This is a genomic window from Pseudomonas sp. FP453, assembly GCF_030687495.1.
GTDB lineage: Bacteria > Pseudomonadota > Gammaproteobacteria > Pseudomonadales > Pseudomonadaceae > Aquipseudomonas.
The window spans coordinates 4,648,271-4,665,807 of sequence record NZ_CP117435.1; the positions used below are offsets into that span (position 1 = coordinate 4,648,271).

15 protein-coding genes and 1 pseudogene are annotated in these 17,537 nt (G+C 61.8%); 4 read left to right on the plus strand and 12 right to left on the minus strand.

Features of this window, described 5'->3' with window-relative positions; translation table 11 throughout:
- Window positions 1-9: 9 nt before the first annotated feature.
- The 3 genes from PSH87_RS21030 to PSH87_RS21040 form a co-directional block, all read right to left on the minus strand.
- Complete coding sequence (locus PSH87_RS21030) at window positions 10-825, minus strand: ABC transporter substrate-binding protein (RefSeq protein ID WP_017739252.1); 816 nt, start codon at window positions 823-825, stop codon at window positions 10-12.
- Between the two features lie 74 nt (window positions 826-899).
- The gene (locus PSH87_RS21035) at window positions 900-1,829 is read right to left on the minus strand and encodes an electron transfer flavoprotein subunit alpha/FixB family protein (protein ID WP_017739253.1); all 930 of its coding nucleotides are present in this window, start codon (window positions 1,827-1,829) and stop codon (window positions 900-902) included.
- A gap of 2 nt (window positions 1,830-1,831) precedes the next feature.
- On the minus strand, window positions 1,832-2,581 hold the full coding sequence (locus tag PSH87_RS21040) for an electron transfer flavoprotein subunit beta/FixA family protein (protein ID WP_017138339.1): 750 nt from the start codon (window positions 2,579-2,581) through the stop codon (window positions 1,832-1,834).
- A gap of 506 nt (window positions 2,582-3,087) precedes the next feature.
- Here PSH87_RS21040 and PSH87_RS21045 point away from each other — a divergent pair.
- Entirely contained in the window at window positions 3,088-4,752 is a 1,665-nt protein-coding gene (locus PSH87_RS21045; RefSeq protein ID WP_305430960.1) for an electron transfer flavoprotein-ubiquinone oxidoreductase, read from the plus strand.
- Window positions 4,753-4,922: 170 nt separating this feature from the next.
- Here PSH87_RS21045 and PSH87_RS21050 read toward each other — a convergent pair whose 3' ends face one another.
- Window positions 4,923-5,816, minus strand: coding sequence for an AraC family transcriptional regulator (locus tag PSH87_RS21050; protein WP_305430962.1), 894 nt, complete (start codon window positions 5,814-5,816; stop codon window positions 4,923-4,925).
- Window positions 5,817-5,998: 182 nt separating this feature from the next.
- Here PSH87_RS21050 and PSH87_RS21055 point away from each other — a divergent pair, with 182 nt between their 5' ends.
- Window positions 5,999-7,051: an NAD(P)-dependent alcohol dehydrogenase gene (locus PSH87_RS21055; RefSeq protein ID WP_122485029.1), complete on the plus strand. Its 1,053-nt coding sequence runs from the start codon at window positions 5,999-6,001 to the stop codon at window positions 7,049-7,051.
- A gap of 65 nt (window positions 7,052-7,116) precedes the next feature.
- Here the strand turns inward: PSH87_RS21055 and PSH87_RS21060 are convergent, their stop codons facing one another.
- From PSH87_RS21060 to PSH87_RS21085, 6 genes and pseudogenes are all read right to left on the minus strand, one after another.
- On the minus strand, window positions 7,117-7,920 hold the full coding sequence (locus PSH87_RS21060; RefSeq protein ID WP_305430964.1) for an IclR family transcriptional regulator: 804 nt from the start codon (window positions 7,918-7,920) through the stop codon (window positions 7,117-7,119).
- Between the two features lie 197 nt (window positions 7,921-8,117).
- Window positions 8,118-9,084: pseudogene (araH, locus tag PSH87_RS21065) on the minus strand (L-arabinose ABC transporter permease AraH).
- A 17-nt stretch (window positions 9,085-9,101) separates the two neighbouring features.
- On the minus strand, window positions 9,102-10,601 hold the full coding sequence (gene araG, locus PSH87_RS21070) for an L-arabinose ABC transporter ATP-binding protein AraG (protein WP_305430966.1): 1,500 nt from the start codon (window positions 10,599-10,601) through the stop codon (window positions 9,102-9,104).
- The gene (locus PSH87_RS21075) at window positions 10,598-11,578 is read right to left on the minus strand and encodes a substrate-binding domain-containing protein (RefSeq protein WP_305430968.1); all 981 of its coding nucleotides are present in this window, start codon (window positions 11,576-11,578) and stop codon (window positions 10,598-10,600) included. The genes araG and PSH87_RS21075 overlap by 4 nt, the downstream gene beginning before the upstream one ends.
- A 30-nt stretch (window positions 11,579-11,608) precedes the next feature.
- On the minus strand, window positions 11,609-12,430 hold the full coding sequence (locus PSH87_RS21080) for an SDR family oxidoreductase (RefSeq protein ID WP_017739261.1): 822 nt from the start codon (window positions 12,428-12,430) through the stop codon (window positions 11,609-11,611).
- Between the two features lie 279 nt (window positions 12,431-12,709).
- Window positions 12,710-13,189 carry a GNAT family N-acetyltransferase gene (locus PSH87_RS21085; RefSeq protein WP_010208407.1) on the minus strand — a complete coding sequence of 160 codons (480 nt, stop codon included), beginning with the start codon at window positions 13,187-13,189 and terminating at the stop codon, window positions 12,710-12,712.
- Window positions 13,190-13,373: 184 nt separating this feature from the next.
- On the opposite strand from PSH87_RS21085, the gene PSH87_RS21090 reads away from it, so the two are divergent.
- Both PSH87_RS21090 and PSH87_RS21095 read left to right on the plus strand, forming a co-directional pair.
- A complete protein-coding gene (locus PSH87_RS21090; protein ID WP_305430969.1) occupies window positions 13,374-14,576 on the plus strand; it encodes an MFS transporter in 1,203 nt (400 codons plus the stop codon).
- Between the two features lie 34 nt (window positions 14,577-14,610).
- A complete protein-coding gene (locus PSH87_RS21095) occupies window positions 14,611-14,937 on the plus strand; it encodes a hypothetical protein (protein WP_017739263.1) in 327 nt (108 codons plus the stop codon).
- 122 nt (window positions 14,938-15,059) lie between these two features.
- On the opposite strand, the gene PSH87_RS21100 is transcribed toward PSH87_RS21095, so the two are convergent.
- Together PSH87_RS21100 and PSH87_RS21105 are read right to left on the minus strand one after the other, a co-directional pair.
- Window positions 15,060-15,965 (minus strand): PfkB family carbohydrate kinase, encoded by a 906-nt coding sequence (locus PSH87_RS21100; protein WP_305430972.1) that lies wholly within the window; start codon window positions 15,963-15,965, stop codon window positions 15,060-15,062.
- On the minus strand, window positions 15,958-17,424 hold the full coding sequence (locus PSH87_RS21105; protein WP_305430973.1) for a cytosine permease: 1,467 nt from the start codon (window positions 17,422-17,424) through the stop codon (window positions 15,958-15,960). The genes PSH87_RS21100 and PSH87_RS21105 overlap by 8 nt, the downstream gene beginning before the upstream one ends.
- Window positions 17,425-17,537 lie beyond the last annotated feature (113 nt).

A 17,537-nucleotide genomic window follows, 5' to 3' on the forward strand; every position in this document is an offset into this window, starting at 1 on the left:
TGAAAATCCTTACTTTGCTGGGGTGCCGACAGGTTGCTGCAATTGCGCTTTCCAACGTTCCAGATTGCTCTGCAACGCTGCTTGCGCCACACCGGAGGCCGACAATTCTGTCATCTTTTTAGCCAACTGTCCGCGTAGCCACGGATCATTGCAGGCGGAGTTGTGGGAAATCGCCAGGTACAGGCCGGGCTGATCGACCGGCACTTCGTGGGCGATCAAGTCATTGCTCATCCCCAGGGTCTGGGCCATGGCCATGCCGGAGTAACGTCCGGCGAGGACGTAATCCACTTCGCCAAGCAGCAGTTTCTGGAAGGCCGGCGTCAAGCTGGGCAAGCGTTGCAGGGTGAGTTGCTGGCCGGCGAAGGTTTCGAAACCGGCGCTCAAGCGTGCACGCTCCGAGACCGCGCCCTTGTGCCCGTGCAGGTCGGTGGCGGTGGTGTAGGCCAGCGCCGAATCCTTGCGCGTCCACACCAGGTAATCGGTGTGCACCAGTGCCGGGTGGATGTAGTCGAGGGTGTCCAGTTCGCCGAGGTTCAGCGGTGCATCGGCGAGGATGTCCATGCGCCCGCTGCGCACTTCGTCCAGGGCCAGGGAGCGTTTGCCGCCGTAGAGCAGGTCAACCTTGAGGCCGAGGTCCTTGGCCACTTGTTGCAACACATCGGCGGTGGCACCGATCAGCCGCGTGGGGTCTTGGGGGTCGCGCCAGAGCAAGGGCGGTGCGTCCGGGCTGCCGGTGATCACCAGGCGTTCGCATTTGCCGGCGGCCAGCGTCAGGCCTGGCAGCAGCGTGAGGCCCAGCAGTACAGTCCAGCGACGCAATTCCATGGGGAAGTTCTCCAGCCAGTCAAAAAAAAAGCCCGGTCACAAGGACCGGGCTCTTTATAAGTGAAGCGGCTGGATTAGACCAGCTTCTCCAACTCAGGTACGGCGTCGAACAAGTCCGCGACCAGGCCGTAGTCAGCCACCTGGAAGATCGGTGCTTCTTCGTCCTTGTTGATCGCAACGATCACTTTGGAGTCTTTCATACCGGCCAAGTGCTGGATCGCGCCGGAGATACCGACCGCGATGTACAGCTGTGGCGCAACGATCTTGCCGGTCTGGCCGACCTGCATGTCGTTGGGTACGAAACCTGCGTCGACGGCCGCGCGGGAAGCGCCGACCGCAGCGCCCAGCTTGTCGGCCAGGGCGTACAGGTGCTTGAAGTTGTCACCGTTCTGCATGCCACGGCCGCCGGAAACGACGATCTTGGCAGCGGTCAGCTCAGGACGATCCGACTTGGCCAGCTCTTCGCCGACAAAGCTGGAGGTGCCAGCGTCGTGGGCAGCCGCGACGGCTTCAACGGCAGCCGAACCACCTTCAGCGGCAACCGGGTCGAAACCGGTGGCGCGCACGGTGATGACTTTTACCGAAGCGGTCGATTGCACGGTAGCAATGGCGTTACCGGCATAGATCGGGCGCTTGAAGGTGTCAGCGCTTTCAACCGAGATGATCTCGGAGATCTGGTCAACGTCCAGCTGCGCGGCAACGCGTGGCAGGATGTTTTTGCCGTTGGAGGTCGCGGCAGCCAGGATGTGGCTGTAGCCAGCGCCAAGCTCTGCGATCAGCGGGGCCACGTTTTCTGGCAGCTGGTGAGCGTACGCGGCGTTGTCGGCCAGCAGTACCTTGCTCACGCCAGCGATTTTCGCCGCGGCTTCAGCCACGGCGCCAGCGCCTTGGCCTGCTACCAGCACGTGAATGTCGCCACCGATTTTAGCGGCAGCCGCCACGGTGTTCAGGGTGGCCGGGGCCACAACCTTGTTGTCGTGTTCAGCGATTACCAAGATAGTCATGATTAGATTACCTTCGCTTCGTTTTTCAGTTTCTCGACCAGTTCAGCCACCGACTTGACCTTGATGCCCGCGCTGCGTGCAGCCGGGGCTTCAACTTTTACAGTCTTGTTGGTGGAGGCGGTGGAAACGCCCAAAGCTTCAGGAGTGACCGACTCAAGCGGCTTCTTCTTGGCTTTCATGATGTTTGGCAGGGACGCATAGCGCGGCTCGTTCAAACGCAGGTCGGTGGTGACGATGGCCGGCAGTTTCAGGGAAACGGTCTGGGCGCCGCCGTCGATTTCACGGGTCACAGCTACGCTGTCGCCGCTCACTTCGACTTTGGAGGCGAAGGTGCCTTGGCCGTAACCGGTCAGGGCAGCCAGCATCTGGCCAGTCTGGTTGTTGTCGCTGTCGATGGCCTGTTTGCCGAGGATCACCAGCTGAGGCTGTTCCTTGTCGACAACGGCCTTGAGCAGCTTGGCCACGGCCAGGGAGGTCAGGTCTTCGGCAGACTCGACCAGGATGGCACGGTCGGCACCCAGGGCCAGGGCGGTACGCAGCTGCTCTTGAGCAGTGGTAGGGCCGATGGAAACCACGACGATTTCAGTTGCCACGCCTTTTTCTTTGAGGCGTACGGCTTCTTCCACGGCGATTTCACAGAAAGGGTTCATCGACATCTTGACGTTAGCAAGATCGACGCCGGAATTGTCCGCCTTGACGCGAACTTTCACGTTGTAATCGACAACGCGTTTGACAGCTACAAGAACCTTCATGGATTCCTCGTTACTCTCCGTTGAAAAGAAAGTCGCCTAGGCGAACCTGGCGGTTGATGCTCATCGGCACACAAGGGCACCTCCAAAACCTTCGGCAGGGACCTTGCTCACGGGAAGTGATGACCGTTCGTCAGTGGTGACTGAGAGGTCATTCTTTATCGCGGCGTGTAAACTGCGCGCCATCATTTGGGCACGCATGCCTTTAGCCTGTCTTTGGACGTGCTCTTGAAACCCGCTGTCTGCCTACGGTAAGCGCAAAACCGACCGTATATTGACCGGAACGCCTATTCTGGTCAATACGCCAAAATAGCCAGTCATAAGCCGCGTTGCTTTGATTTACCTAGCCTGCGGCCAATTCAAACAAACGTTTGTATTGGACGCTCGCAGTGGTCTATATATAATGCGCCACCTAGAGAGAAAGGTGGGTCGGGCCTTCGCGCCAGACGACACCAAACCTCCACCCCATTAGAAAAAAAGCCTGTTGAGCCTTGAGTAGGAGATAACCTGTGGAACGCGAATACATGGAATTCGACGTGGTCATCGTCGGCGCTGGCCCGGCGGGCCTGTCTGCCGCCTGCCGCCTGAAGCAGAAGGCCGCCGAAGCCGGTAAGGAAATCAGCGTCTGCGTGGTCGAGAAAGGCTCCGAAGTCGGCGCCCACATCCTCTCCGGTGCCGTGTTTGAACCACGCGCCCTGAACGAACTGTTCCCGGACTGGAAAGAGCTTGGCGCCCCGCTCAACACCCCCGTGGTGCGCGATGACATCTATGTACTGCGCAGCCCCGAAGCCTCCACCAAGGTTCCCGACTTCTTTGTGCCCAAGACCATGCACAACGAAGGCAACTACATCATCTCCCTGGGCAACCTGTGCCGCTGGCTGGCCCAGCAGGCCGAGAACCTGGGCGTGGAAGTCTACCCAGGCTTCGCCGCCCAGGAAGCGCTGTTCGACGAAAATGGCGTGGTGCGCGGGATCATCACCGGCGACCTCGGCGTCGACCGTGAAGGCCATCCGAAAGAAGGCGTCTACACCCCGGGCATGGAGCTGCGTGGCAAGTACACGCTGTTCGCCGAAGGTTGCCGTGGCCACATCGGCAAGCAACTGATCCAGCGCTTCAACCTGGACAGCGACGCCGACGCCCAGCACTACGGCATCGGCCTCAAAGAAATCTGGGAAATCGACCCCGCCAAGCATCAGCCAGGCCTGGTGGTGCACACCGCCGGCTGGCCGCTGGACATCATGAAGAACGAGAACACCGGTGGCTCGTTCCTCTATCACCTGGAAAACAACCAGGTTGTCGTGGGCCTGATTGTCGACCTGTCCTACAGCAACACCTTCCTGTCGCCGTTCGATGAGTTCCAGCGCCTCAAGCATCACCCGGTGCTGGCCCAGTACCTGGAAGGCGGCAAGCGCATCAGCTACGGCGCCCGCGCCATCTGCAAAGGCGGCCTGAACTCGCTGCCGAAGATGGTGTTCAACGGTGGCGCGCTGATCGGTTGCGACCTCGGCACCCTGAACTTCGCCAAGATCAAGGGCAGCCACACCGCGATGAAATCCGGCATGCTCGCCGCCGACGCCGTGGCCGACCGCCTGTTCGCCGACTCCGAGGGCGGTGACGAACTGACCGCTTACGTCGACAGCTTCAAGTCGAGCTGGCTGTACAAAGAACTCTTCGCCAGCCGCAACTTCGGCCCGGCGATGCACAAGTTCGGCCCGATCATCGGCGCCGGCTTCAACTGGTTCGACCAGAACATCCTCGGCGGCAAGATGCCGTTCACCCTGCACGACACCAAGCCGGACTACGCCTGCCTCAAGCTGGCGAAAGACAGCCAGAAGATCGACTACCCGAAACCCGACGGCAAGCTGAGCTTCGACAAGCTGAGCTCGGTGTTCCTCTCCAGCACCAACCATGAAGAAGAGCAGCCGTGCCACTTGAAGCTGAAAGACCCGAGCATCCCGATCGGCACCAACCTGCCGCTCTACGATGAACCGGCGCAGCGCTACTGCCCGGCTGGCGTGTATGAGGTGATCACCAAGGAAGACGGCGAGAAGCGCTTCCAGATCAACGCCCAGAACTGTGTGCACTGCAAGACCTGTGACATCAAGGACCCTTCGCAGAACATCACGTGGGTTACGCCGGAAGGCGCGGGCGGGCCGACTTACCCGAATATGTAAGCGCCAACTAAGGCTCCCAGATGGGAGCCTTTTTTATAGCTGGCACAACTCGGTCAAATGTGGGAGCTGGCTTGCCTGCGATAGCGGTGGGTCAGCTACACATAAGACACTGACAGACCGCTATCGCAGGCAAGCCAGCTCCCACATTGACTGTGGTGAGCCAGCAAGACCTACGCCACCCGCTCTTCGCCGGGGTTACGCTCGAAGTAGCGCTTATATTCGCGGCTGAACTGCGACGTACTCTGATACCCCACGCTGTGCGCCGCCTGCGCCACGCCCATGCCCTCCACCAACAGCAACTGCTGCGCCTTCAACAACCGCAGGCGCTTCAGATACTGCACCGGCGACAACAACGTGCAGCGCTTGAAATGCTCATGAAAGGTCGACGCACTCATGTGCGCATACCCGGCCAACGTCTCGATATTCAGCGGCTCGTCAAAATGCGCATGCAGGTGGTTCAACGACGTGGCAATCCGCGAAAACTGCCCTTGCTGCTCCACCAACGCACGCAACACATCCGCCTGCGGCCCACGCAGTGCGGTGAACAACAATTCACGCACCCGCGCCGGGCCCATGATCCGGCTTTCCAGCGGATCGTGCAGGCACTGCAAAAGCCGCTCGACGCAACCGCGCATGGCGTCATCGAGTACCACTGAACTCATCGACTCCAAGGTCTGCGCCGTCGGCGGCGGCCCGGCCTGAATGCCCATGGCCATCACCAACTCGCCCAACACCACGCGATCGATGTTCACCGTCACCCCGTACAGCGGTGCATCCGGCGCCATGGCAAACGTCTCGCATTCGAACGGCACCGGCATCGCCTGGATCAGGTAATGCCCGGCGCCATACTCCAGCGTGCGCGGGCCCAGATAGGCGAGTTTGCTGCCCTGGGCCACGAACATCAGGCTCGGCTCATAGATCTGCGGCCCGCGCGCCACATCGCAACTGGCGCGCAACACCTTCACGCCCGGCAGGTTCGTCGGGGAGAAACCGTCGCAGGGCGTCAGCCCTTCGATCAAGGAGACCAGCGTGGCGTTGGCGTCGAGATGGCGGGTCAACAACATGGCAAAAAACTTCGCGAAAAAGGGATGAGAGCATCATCGCAGGTCTGGCGACACATAAATCCAAACACAGGGCACTCCCGGACGAATAGGCATGAGACTCGGAGCAATCGCCATGGCCGCTGCAAGGCCCGGCGCGGAGAATGCGCCGCCTCTCCTGTGATTGTTTTTGCGAGGTTTTCCCCATGTACACCGCCATCGGTTATGCCGCCCAGTCGGCCACCACACCCCTCGCCCCGATGTCCTTCCAGCGCCGCAGCCCGCGCGTGGATGACGTGGCGATCGAGATCCTCTACTGCGGCGTGTGCCACTCCGACATCCACCAGGCGCGCAACGAGTGGGGCATCGCCGTGTACCCGTTGATGCCGGGCCACGAGATCGTCGGCAAGGTCACCGCCGTCGGCGCCAACGTCACCGCGCATAAAGTCGGCGACCTGGTCGGTGTGGGCTGCATGGTCGATTCGTGCCGCCACTGCGACGCGTGCAAGTCGGACCTGGAGCAATACTGCCTCGAAGGCCCGACCATGACCTACGCCACCCCGGACCGCGTCGATGGCAGCAACACCATGGGCGGCTACTCCGACAGCATCGTCGTCAGCGAGCACTTCGTCGTGAAGATCCCGGCCACGCTCGACCTGGCCAGCGCCGCGCCGATCCTCTGCGCAGGCGTGACCATGTACTCGCCGATCAAGCACTACGGGATCAAGGCCGGAGACAAAGTCGGCGTGTTGGGCATGGGCGGCCTGGGCCATATGGGCATCAAGCTGGCCAAGGCGATTGGCGCTGAGGTGACCCTGTTCACCCGTTCCGCGAGCAAGGCCGAGGAAGGCCGTCGCCAGGGCGCCGACCATGTGATCGTGTCCACCGACGCCGAACAGATGAAAGCCGCCGCCGGGCACTTCGACTTCCTGCTGGACACCATCCCGGTGCAGCACGATCTGAACCCCTACCTCGACGTGCTGCGCTTTGACGGCGTGCACATCCTGGTCGGCCTGATCGAACCGGTTGACCCACCGGTGAACGCCGCCAAGCTGATCATGGGCCGCAAAGTGCTGGCCGGCTCCCTGATCGGTGGCATTGCCGAAACCCAGGAAGTCCTGGATTTCTGCGCCGAGCACGGCATCAGCTGCGACATCGAGATGCTCGACATCCGCAACATCAACGAAGCCTACAGCCGCATGATCGCCGGCGATGTGAAGTACCGCTTTGTCATCGACATGGCGACTTTGAAGGTCTGATGGCGCTGGACGCGGAGCGTCCGGGGCGACGTTCCCACGCAGAGCGTGGGAACGATCAGGTCTGATCAGGCCTTCGCGCCCAACTCCGCTGACAGCCGTGCTGCGACCTGTTTGATCACAGGGATCAGCTCGGCCATTTTTTCCAGCGGCATGTAGGGCACGGTACTGGCGATGCTGATGCCGGCGACGATTCGCCGGCTGGCATCGCGCACCGGTGCCGCGACACAACGGATCGACGGTTCGTTGTCTTCCAGATCGAACGCAAAACCACCCACCACGTATTCGCGCATGCGCTGCTCGAACTGCGCCCAGGATTGCTCCGGGTGCTGTGGCCACTGCGGGCTTTTGCCGGCCGCCGGCTGGCTCACGTCGTACAGGCGCTGCCACTCTTGCACCGGGTCATCCAACAACAACGCCTTGCCGATACCGGTGCGCGCCAGCGGCATGCGATGGCCGACCCGCGAGCGCATTTCCGGGCCGTTGCGGCCGGGGTTCTTGTGCAGGTAGAGCACGTCATCGTATTCGCGAATGGCCAGGTGGATGGTGTCGCCGGTCAGCGCCGACAACTCGTCCAGGTACGGCACCGCCAGGGTTACCAATGGCAGTTCTTCACGCGCCTGGAAACCCAGCTCGATCAGCTTCGGCCCTAGCAGGTAACCGACTTGCGGCACCACGCGCAGGTAACGCTCCTCCACCAGGCAACTGGCCAGGCGGTGGGTGGTGCTGCGGGTAGTGCCGATGCGCTTGGCGATCTCTTTGAGATCCCGCGCACCGGCCGCCACCGCCTGCACCACGCCCAGGCCACGGAGCAGGGTCTGGGTGCCGGTGGGGGCGGTGTCTTTGCTGGGGGTGGGGGCGTTTTCCTGCATGTCGGGCCTATAAGTGTGAAAGCGCGGGCATTATGGCAAATACCGAACATCAATACAGTGGCGTTCCCAATGTGGGAGCTGGCTTTTGTGGGAGCTGGCTTGCCTGCGATGCAGGCGCCTCGGTTTTCCAGTTAAACCGAGGTGATGCTATCGCAGGCAAGCCAGCTCCCACATTTGGATCTCCATTGGGTCTAGCTTCAGCGTTGTTTCATGCGGTCGATGATGACGGCCAACAACAGGATCGAGCCCCGGATCACATACTGGTAAAAGGTATCGATGTTCTTCAGGTTCATCGCATTCTCAATAATCGCCAGGATCAACACCCCGGCAATCACATGCCGGATCATGCCGATCCCCCCACTCAACGACACCCCGCCCAGCACGCACGCCGAGATCACCGTCAACTCGAACCCCAGCCCAATCATCGGCTGGCCCGAGGTCATGCGCGAGGCGAGGATCACCCCCGCCAAGGCGCCCACCAAGCCGTGCACGGCAAAGATGATGATCTTGGTGCGATCAACATTCACCCCCCGCCAGCAGCGCCGCTTCCTGGTTGCCGCCAATGGCCATGGTGTTGCGCCCGTAGGTGGTGTAGTTCAGCAGCCAACCGAAGAACACAAAACACAGCACGGTGATGATGATCGGCACCGGCACGCCCAGCAGTTGGCCGTTGCCGAACACGAAGAAGCGCTCATCCATCACCCCCACCGCCTTGCCGTTGGAGAAGATGTACGCCAGGCCCCGCACGATCTGCATGGTCGCCAGCGTCGCGATCAACGCATTGATACGCAGCTTGGCAATCACGATGCCGTTGATCAGCCCCACCACCAGGCCCATGGCCAACGCCGCTGACACGCCGAGCACCACGCTGTCGGTATCGCGAATGACAATGCCCGCCACCACGCCGGCGCAGGCGATCACCGAGCCCACCGACAAGTCGAAGTGCCCCGACGCCAGGCAAAACAACATGGTGCACGCGGCAATACCCACGGTGGAAATCGCCAGGCCCAGGCCACGCATGTTCAGCGGCGAAAGGAAGTTGTCGATAAACAGCGCACTGAGCACAAAGATGCCCAGCGCCGCGAGCAGCATCACCCAGTCATCGAGGAACTTGCGCTGGTTGAAACCCGGCCAGAAGCCCTTTGCAGTTTTTACGTCGGACATCATTCACCTCGAATTCTTCAAGCCCGCGAACGCGGGAGAGCCAGTTGCAACAGCCGCGCTTCATCCGCCTGGTCGCGGCTCACTTCGCCGGTCAGGGCGCCTTCGCTCATCACCAGGATGCGGTCGCTGATGCCCATCACTTCCATCAGGTCGCTGGACACCACGATCACGGCAATGCCTTGGGCCGCCAGGTTATGGATGATCTGGTAAATCTCCGACTTGGCGCCGATGTCGATGCCGCGCGTGGGTTCATCCAGCAGCAGGACTTTCATCGGCATCGACAGCCAGCGGCCGAGAATGGCCTTCTGCTGGTTGCCGCCCGAGAGGTACATAATTTTCTGCTCGGCGTTCGGCGTCTTGACCTTCATCGCCTTGATCTGCTGCGCTGCGTTGCTCTTTTCCCAGCCTTCACGCAGCAGCCAACCGAACGCGGAATGGGCGCCACGGGCACTGATATTGATGTTCTCGGCGACGCTGGACAGCGGGATGATGCCTTCCTTTTTGCGGTCTTCGGGGCACAGCAACACCCCGGCGCCGATGGCATCGCGCGGTGAATGCAGTTGCAGTTTTTGCCCGCAGAGTTCCAAGCTTCCGGCGGTGCTGCGGGTCAAACCGCTGAGCAAGCGGAACAGCTCGGTGCGCCCTGCCCCCACCAACCCGAACAGGCCGAGGATTTCTCCCTTGCGCACCTGAAAACTGATCGGCTCGCGCAAGCCGGGGCCGAGTAAATCCTTGGCCTTGAGCGCCACCTCGCCGTGCTCGCGCGGGCGGTAGTCGTAGATATCCTGAATGTCGCGGCCGACCATGCAGGTCACCAACTGGTCATGACTCAGCGCGCGCATGTCGTCGAAGGTGCGCACAAACCGGCCATCCTTGAACACCGTCACCGCGTTGCAGATACGGAACACTTCCTCCATGCGGTGGGACACGTAGAGCACCACTTTGCCCTCGTCGCGCAGGCGCGTGATGATCGCCATCAGCCGGTCGATTTCCCGCGCGGAGAGGCTGCTGGTGGGTTCATCAAAGGCAATCACATGCGCGCCACGGGACAGCGCCTTGGCGATTTCCACCAGTTGCCGTTGGCCCAGGGACAGGCGCCCCAACTTCTCCTCCGGGTCGATTTCATCCGCCAGGCCCTTGAGACACGCCAGCGCCTGCTCGCGCAGTTGCCGACGATTGACCACGCCAAACCGCGACGGCAAGTGCCCGAGAAACAGGTTCTCGGCGACGGTCATTTCCGGCACCAGATGCAGCTCCTGGTGAATCACCGCCACGCCGCTGGCGATGCTGTCGGCGGCGCACTTGAACGCCATGGTTTGCTCGCCGATATGCACCGTGCCACTGCTCGGCATGTAGGCGCCGCCGAGGATCTTCAACAGCGTGGACTTGCCCGCGCCGTTCTCGCCCATCAGCGCATGCACCTGATGCGGCCGCGCTTCAAAGCTGATCTGCGCCAGGGCCTTGACCCCGGGAAACTCCTTGCCGATGCCGTTGAAGCGCAGGGCCGCGCCGGTCATTTCCACAGCCCGATCTTGGTCAGTTCTTCCTGGAAGTTGGCGCGGGTGATCAGGGTCACTTCGTCCATGGCCGTGTACTTCGCCGGTTCCTTGCCGGTGGTGACCCACTCATACATCGCCAGCGCGGTGTTGTAGCCCTCGATGTGCGGGCTCGGCAGCATCGAACCGAAGAAGCCGCTGTCGGCTTTCTTCAATTCACCGATGGCGTCGGTGCCATTGATGCCGATGCCGATCACGTTGGCCGCCTTGAACCCGGCGCTTTCGGTGGCGCGCACGCCGCCGAGCACGGTGTTGTCGTTCATGCCGCCGATGATCAGGTTTTTCGCGGCGCTGGGCAGCTTGACCAGGGCCGAGTTGGTGGCGTCCATGCTGCCCGGTACATCGAGGGTTTTCAGCGCGGCGGTGAGGATGTGGTCCTTGGGAATCCCGGCGTCTTCAAGGGATTTTATCGAGCCATCGGTGCGCTTTTTGCCGGTGTCGAGTTCGTTGTAGGTGTTGATCACCGCGTAGGTGTCTTTCCAATCCCAGCCACGTTTTTTCGCTTCGGCGGCCATCGCCGCACCTTGTTTCTGGCCGACTTCGAAGGCCGCCATACCGAGGTACGGCACGTCTTCCATGAAGTTGCCCTTGGCATCGACGAAGCGATCATCCACTGCCATGACTTTCAAGCCGTTGGCCTTGGCCTTGGCGACAATGGCCGGGCCGAGGGACACGTCCGGTGGGCAGATCACAAAACCCTTGGCGCCATTGGCGGCGAGGCTGTCGATGGCCGAGAGGGTCTTCTCGCCATCGGGCACGGCGATCTTGATCACCGTGAAGCCGTGTTCCTTGCCGGCTTTTTCGGCAAAGGCCCATTCGGTCTGGAACCAGGGCTCTTCGGCCTGCTTGACGAGGAAACCGATCTTCACTTCTTCGGCGAGCGCCACACCGCTGAAGGCCATCGCAAGGGCCAGGGTGCCGAGTGTCTTCTTCAACATGAACCACCTCTTCTTGTTATTGGAAAAGTGCTAGTCGTGGTACATCACAGACCGCCCGCCATCGATCATCAGGCAGGTGGCATTGATAAAGGGCGCCTCGTCGGTGGCCAGGAACAACGCCGTCATCGCCACCTCGACCGGCTGGCCGATGCGCTTGGGCGGGTGCAGGTCGAAGGCGCGCTGGCGCTCGGCGTGGGGGTCGGCAAAGCCGTTCCAGTAGTCGACGTTGAGTTGGGTCTCGATATAGCCCGGCGCGATGGCATTTACGCGGATGCCCTTGGGCGCGTATTCGATGCCCAGGGCACGGGTCAGGCCGAGCAGGCCATGCTTGGCCACGGGATAGGGAAAGCAGCCGGGGATGATGTGGCTGGAATGGGTGGAGGCGATATTGATGATGTTGCCGATGCCCTGCGCGATCATGTGTGGCAACACCGCGCGGCAGCCGAACCAGGCGCCGTCGAGGTCGATGGCGAAGCAGCGGCGCCAGTCTTCGTCGCTCATTTGCAGCGGGTCGCGGAACACGTTGACCCCGGCGCAGTTGACCAGCACGTCGACGCGACCGAAGCGCGCGATGGCCCGTTCGACCAGCGCCTGCCATTGCTCGTTTGAAGTGATATCGACGGCTTGCGCGTAGATTTCAGCGCCGCGGTCGCGCCAGTGGGCGGCGACTTTTTCGACTTTTTCAGCCTGGATATCAGCGATGACCAGGCGCGCCTGCTGGGCCTGGAAGCACGCGACGATGGCCTCGCCAATGCCTTGGGCGGCGCCGGTGATGATCACCACCTTGTCTTTGAGCCGCTCGCCATAGGTTGGCTCGGGCACGGCGGGGAGTGACAACGGTTGTGCCTGCATCGCTTCACCTGTTTTATTTTTGGTAGTGAGTGCTGATGCAGGCGACTATAAACCGATCTTTTGAAATATCTCAATATATAAATTCTCATCCCATATATTGAACATATCGCGAAAAAAATGTGACAACCCAATCCCAATGTGGGAGCTGGCTTGCCTGCGATAGCGGTGGGTCAGCTAAAGATGTATCAACTGACAGACCGCTATCGCAGGCAAGCCAGCTCCCACAGGGGATTGTGTTCCCACAGGGAGTTGGGTTACCACATTTGAACTTCAGTGTTTTCAGCCCAGCGCAAAATCCCGCAGCGCATCACCTTCCATGCGATAACGCACCCACTCTTCCTGCGGCTGCGCGCCGATGGATTTGTAGAAGGCAATCGCCGGTTCGTTCCAGTCCAGCACGCTCCATTCGAAACGCCCGCACCCGTTGTCAAAGGCGATCTTGGCCAGGTGGCGCAGCAACTTCTTGCCGGCCCCGCCGCCGCGTTGCTCGGGGTTTATGTAGAGGTCTTCGAGGTACAGGCAGTTGCTGCCCAGCCACGTGGAATAACTGAAAAAGAACACCGCGAAACCAATCGGCAAGCCGTCGCGCAAACAGATCAGGCCATGGGCGGTGGCGCCCTCGCTGAACAGGCTGCGCTCAATGTCCACCACACTGGCGATCACTTCGTGCCGGGCCTTCTCGTATTCGGCGAGCTCGGTGATGAAAGTCAGGATCTGCGCAGCATCGCTGGGCACGGCGGGGCGAATCTCGATGGTCATGGGCGAGCCTTGGGCAATTGCAAAGCACACATACTAAGGGGGTTTGATGACTGATTGCAGTGCATTTTCATGGGCAGCGTTACTCCGTCGCCGGGTAACGCTGGGACCAGCAACCACGCAACAATCGCCCTGAGCGTGCATGGTAAAAAGTTGCGCATAACTCCAACGACTTCCAGGCCTTCCCATGCATGCCTCATCGCCGGTGAGCACCAAGCTGTTCGCCCTGTTTTGCCTTGCCAGTTTTTTGCTGTCGCTGTCCTACGGCTCGACCTTTTTGCTGTCGCTGCTGATTCATACACGCGGCGGTGACGAGCACGATGCCGGCAGTGTGATTTCCACGGCGATGCTCAGCACCTTTGTGGCGGTGATGATCTCCGGGCACTTGTCCGATGCCTGGGGCGCGGCCCGCACGATTGCCGGGATGGGCTTGCTGTTGGTGCTGGCTTGCCTGGGTTTTGCGCTGATGCCCGGGTTTGGCCAGGGCTTGCGGGTGTTTGGCCTGGCCTTGGGCCTGGGTTGGGGGGTGTTCTATACGTTGGGGCCGATCATCGTCGCGATGCTGGTCGCACCCGAGCAACGGGCCAAGTACTTCGCGTTGCTGTCGGGCAGCATGATGAGCGGCATCGGTGCCGGGCCATTGTTGGGGCGGGCGGCGAGCGCGTTGGGGCTGCCGCTGGCCACGGCGTTCTACATCGCCGCACTGGCCAGCCTGATTGGCGTGCTGGTGTTTTGGCGCCTGAGCCGGCATCTCACGAGAGAAGCGGCGGTGGCGAAAATCTCCTGGGCCGCCACGCGCCAGGTACTGTCCTCCAAAGCGGCATTCGCAATCATCATGGTCGGCCTGGGCGGTTGTGTGTTTGGTGGGTTGTCCTCGTTCCAGACCAGCTATGCGGCGGCGCACGGGTTGGACTATTCGCTGTTCTTTGCCGGCTTCCTCAGCGCGGCGATCACCAGCCGCTTGCTGATCGCCGGGTGGGTGGTCAAGCGGGATGCCTACGCGGCGGCGTGTGTGTTGTCGGGGCTGATGCTGCTGTCGGTGCTGATGTTTGCCTTCACCGTGTCGGGCCCCTTCAGCTACCTGTTGGCGGCGGTCACCTTGGGCGTGGGTTACGGCCTGACGTACTCGGTGATCAACGGCTTGGTGGCCAATGAAGCGCCGGCGGGCACCACGCCCCAGGCGCTGTTGCTGTTCAGTCTTGGGTACTTTGTCGGGGTGTTCGGGTTCCCGTTGCTGGCAGGGCGGATCATCGTCGAATACGGGCTGGCGACGTTGCTGATGACGGTCGTGGCGGTGGCGTTGTGCAACTGGTTGATCACCGTGGTGCGGCTGCTCTGGCGCCGTTCGTCGCCAGCCAGGCACCAACAGCCAATGGGGGTGGACCAATAGAGGGTAAGGACAATCATCCTAAGGAGACACCCCCATGAAGCATTCCCAGTTTGCTGCCCTCGCCCTCACCGGCCTGCTGTCTGCGGTTTCCCTGAGTGGTGTTGCGGCCACGTCGTCCACCGGCCCGACCAATCCGTCCACCAGCGAGACCCAGAAATCCATGGGCACCGGCATGGAGATCAACGGCGGCGCCGTCGACAACAGCAACAGTGCCGATCCGCACACCAAAGGCCAGGACACCCAGCGCCAGGCGCCCGCTGCTGTAGGTAATGGCAAGATGGGGCCGGCGGTGAATGAGCCGAAGGTCAATAAAGGTGATGACTCGAACATTCCGGGGGCGCCTAAACAGCCGGCAGAATAAACCAGCCTGTGACTGGCTTGTGTGGGAGCGGGCTTGCCCGCGATGGCGTCCTGTCAGCCAAGGATGATGTGGCTGATACACCGCTATCGCGGGCAAGCCCGCTCCCACAGTTTTGATTGGGTTTATCCAGCCAGTAGCGCGTCCACTTCGGCAGTGCCGGGGGACGTGGCCGGGCCCCAGCGTGTCACGGCCAATGCCGCCGCCGCATTCGCTCGACGTGCCGCTTGGGCGGGTGTCAAACCACTCGCCAACCCAGCGATAAACACGCCCGCATGAGCATCCCCTGCGCCATTGCTGTCCACGGCTTTCACCTTGAAGCCCGGCACATGCTCGGCATTCACCCAGCACCCATTCGGTCCATCCCGTACCACGCGCAAAGCGCCCTCCGGCAGATGGCGTTGCAGCTCGCCCAATGCTTGCGCCAACGTACCCGCGTCGGTAAAGGCCAAGGCTTCCGGGCCATTGCTGGTCCAGATGTCGATGCGCGGCAACAACGCGACCATCAGCGGCGAATCCGCCGCCCTGACCAGCGGGCCCGGGTCGAACACCACGCAGATGTCACGCGGCAGCGCCAGCAGCCAATCGAGCAACGCCTGCGCCTTGCCGTCCAGCAACAGGCTGTAGCCGCTGACGTAGACATAATCGTCCGCACGCGGCAGCACGCCGGCCAAATCCTCGGCGCTCAACTCGCCCTCGGCGCCGAGATGGGAAATGAACGTGCGCTCGGTGCTCGCCTCGGTCAGCGACACACATAAGCCGGTGTCTTTATCGGTGCTGGCCGCCAGGGCCATCTCCACCCCTTCGGCCTGCATCGCCGCGCGCGCCAGGTCGCCGAAACGCCCGGTGCCATGGCGCCCGAGGTACACCACCGGCAAGCCGTTGCGCTTGGCGGCGGCCATCACGTTGAAACCGCCGCCGGCTTCAAAGCTGGCAGACCGCGCCAGCACATCGCCGCCGCTGACAGGCAGGGAATCCAGGGCCATGACCAGGTCGACGATGACCTGGCCGGTGTGCAGCAATCTAGACATGGTGGCTCTCAACTAACGCCGGGCGACGATCAGCCGCGCCGCCCAATACCGCATAAATCCCACCGGCCACCAGGAAGGTCACGATCCAGCCCAGGCCGTTGTGACCCAGCCAGGAGTCGGACAGCGGCCCGGCAAACCAGATATTTTCGGCGGTGGTGCCGATGGTGGTGAAGCTGAAACCCAGCACAATCGCCACCGCCCACGCGCCGAACGCACGCCATTCCACGCCGCCGCGATACCAGTAGGCGCTGGTCGGGCTGACGTCCAGCAAGTCCTTGGGGCTGTAGTAGTGACGGTGGATCAGATCGACCACGAAGATCCCGACCCACGCGGTAATCGGCACCGCCAACAGCGAGATGAAGGTGATGAACGGGCCGTAGAAGCTGTCGGCAATCAGCATGAAGTAGATGGAGCCAGCAAAGATCGCGACGATATCGACGATCACCGCGTGCACGCGCTTGACCTTCAAGCCGAGGGTCAAGGTGGTAAGACCCGCCGAGTACACCGAGAGGTTGTTGGACAGCAGCAACCCGCCGAACGCCGTGATCAGGTACGGCACGGCCATCCAGGTCGGCAGCATGTCGCGGATCGCGATGATCGGGTCGGTGGCCGAGGCCAGGTCATTGTTGCCCACCGACAGCAGGCCCCCGAGGGTGATCAGCAACACCAGCGGAATACCCGCGCCAAACGCCGCCGACGCCACCAGGCGCACGGCCTTGACGCTGCGGTGTTGGTAACGCGACATGTCGGCGCCGGCGTTGGCCCAGCCAATCCCGGTGCCGGCCGCCATGGTGCCGACGCCGATGATCATCGCGCTGAGCGGCGCCGGGGTTGCGTTGAACACGGCGCTCCAGTCGATGGTGGCGCAGAGGAAGCCGCCCACCAGAACGTTCAGCGCGCCGAACACGTAGGTCGCCCACTTCTGGATCACCAGCAAGGTGGCATGGCCCAGGCCGGACACTGCCAGGGTCAACAGCACAAAGATGGCGATGAACAGCAGGGTCAGCAGGGGTGCGCTTTTTGCCGCGACCGGCGAGCCGAACAGGATTGAACACAACGACAGCAGCACGAAGGCGGCGGTGGTGGTGTTGACGGTTTCCCAGCCCAGGCGCGACATCAGCGAGACCAGCGTCGGGCCGATATTGCCGCGCACGCCGAAGATCGCCCGGGACAGCGTCAGGCTCGGCGCGCGGCCCCGTCGGCCGGCGATGGAGATGATGCCCACCACGGCGAACGAACCGGCCGCGCCGAGGATCGCAACGATGATCGCCTGCCAGATGGCCAGGCCACGAAACGCCACCAGCGTCGCGCCCAATGGCAAGCCGAGGATGCTGATATTGGCCGCGAACCAGACCCAGAACAGTTGCAGCGGATGGCCGTTGCACTCGCCTTCCGGGACCGGCTCGATGCCGCGTGTTTCCAATTGCCCGGCGCTTTGGCCGGAAGAGGTGTTGCTCATGAAGGGATACTCCGGGTGCCGATATTGTTGTGGTTGTGGCAGATGTTCTATTCAACTCGGTCCAATGTGGGAGCTGGCTTGCCTGCGATTGCATCACTGCAGTTCTACTGACA

Coding starts and splice junctions, on each gene's coding strand:
- PSH87_RS21030 (WP_017739252.1), bottom strand. CDS start 825: ATGGAATTGCGTCGCTGGACTGTACTGCTGGGCCTCACGCTGCTGCCA.
- PSH87_RS21090 (WP_305430969.1), top strand. CDS start 13,374: ATGCATGCCTCATCGCCGGTGAGCACCAAGCTGTTCGCCCTGTTTTGC.
- PSH87_RS21040 (WP_017138339.1), bottom strand. CDS start 2,581: ATGAAGGTTCTTGTAGCTGTCAAACGCGTTGTCGATTACAACGTGAAA.
- PSH87_RS21075 (WP_305430968.1), bottom strand. CDS start 11,578: ATGTTGAAGAAGACACTCGGCACCCTGGCCCTTGCGATGGCCTTCAGC.
- PSH87_RS21085 (WP_010208407.1), bottom strand. CDS start 13,189: ATGACCATCGAGATTCGCCCCGCCGTGCCCAGCGATGCTGCGCAGATC.
- PSH87_RS21060 (WP_305430964.1), bottom strand. CDS start 7,920: ATGCAGGAAAACGCCCCCACCCCCAGCAAAGACACCGCCCCCACCGGC.
- PSH87_RS21105 (WP_305430973.1), bottom strand. CDS start 17,424: ATGAGCAACACCTCTTCCGGCCAAAGCGCCGGGCAATTGGAAACACGC.
- PSH87_RS21055 (WP_122485029.1), top strand. CDS start 5,999: ATGTACACCGCCATCGGTTATGCCGCCCAGTCGGCCACCACACCCCTC.
- PSH87_RS21035 (WP_017739253.1), bottom strand. CDS start 1,829: ATGACTATCTTGGTAATCGCTGAACACGACAACAAGGTTGTGGCCCCG.
- PSH87_RS21100 (WP_305430972.1), bottom strand. CDS start 15,965: ATGTCTAGATTGCTGCACACCGGCCAGGTCATCGTCGACCTGGTCATG.
- PSH87_RS21080 (WP_017739261.1), bottom strand. CDS start 12,430: ATGCAGGCACAACCGTTGTCACTCCCCGCCGTGCCCGAGCCAACCTAT.
- araG (WP_305430966.1), bottom strand. CDS start 10,601: ATGACCGGCGCGGCCCTGCGCTTCAACGGCATCGGCAAGGAGTTTCCC.
- PSH87_RS21050 (WP_305430962.1), bottom strand. CDS start 5,816: ATGTTGTTGACCCGCCATCTCGACGCCAACGCCACGCTGGTCTCCTTG.
- PSH87_RS21095 (WP_017739263.1), top strand. CDS start 14,611: ATGAAGCATTCCCAGTTTGCTGCCCTCGCCCTCACCGGCCTGCTGTCT.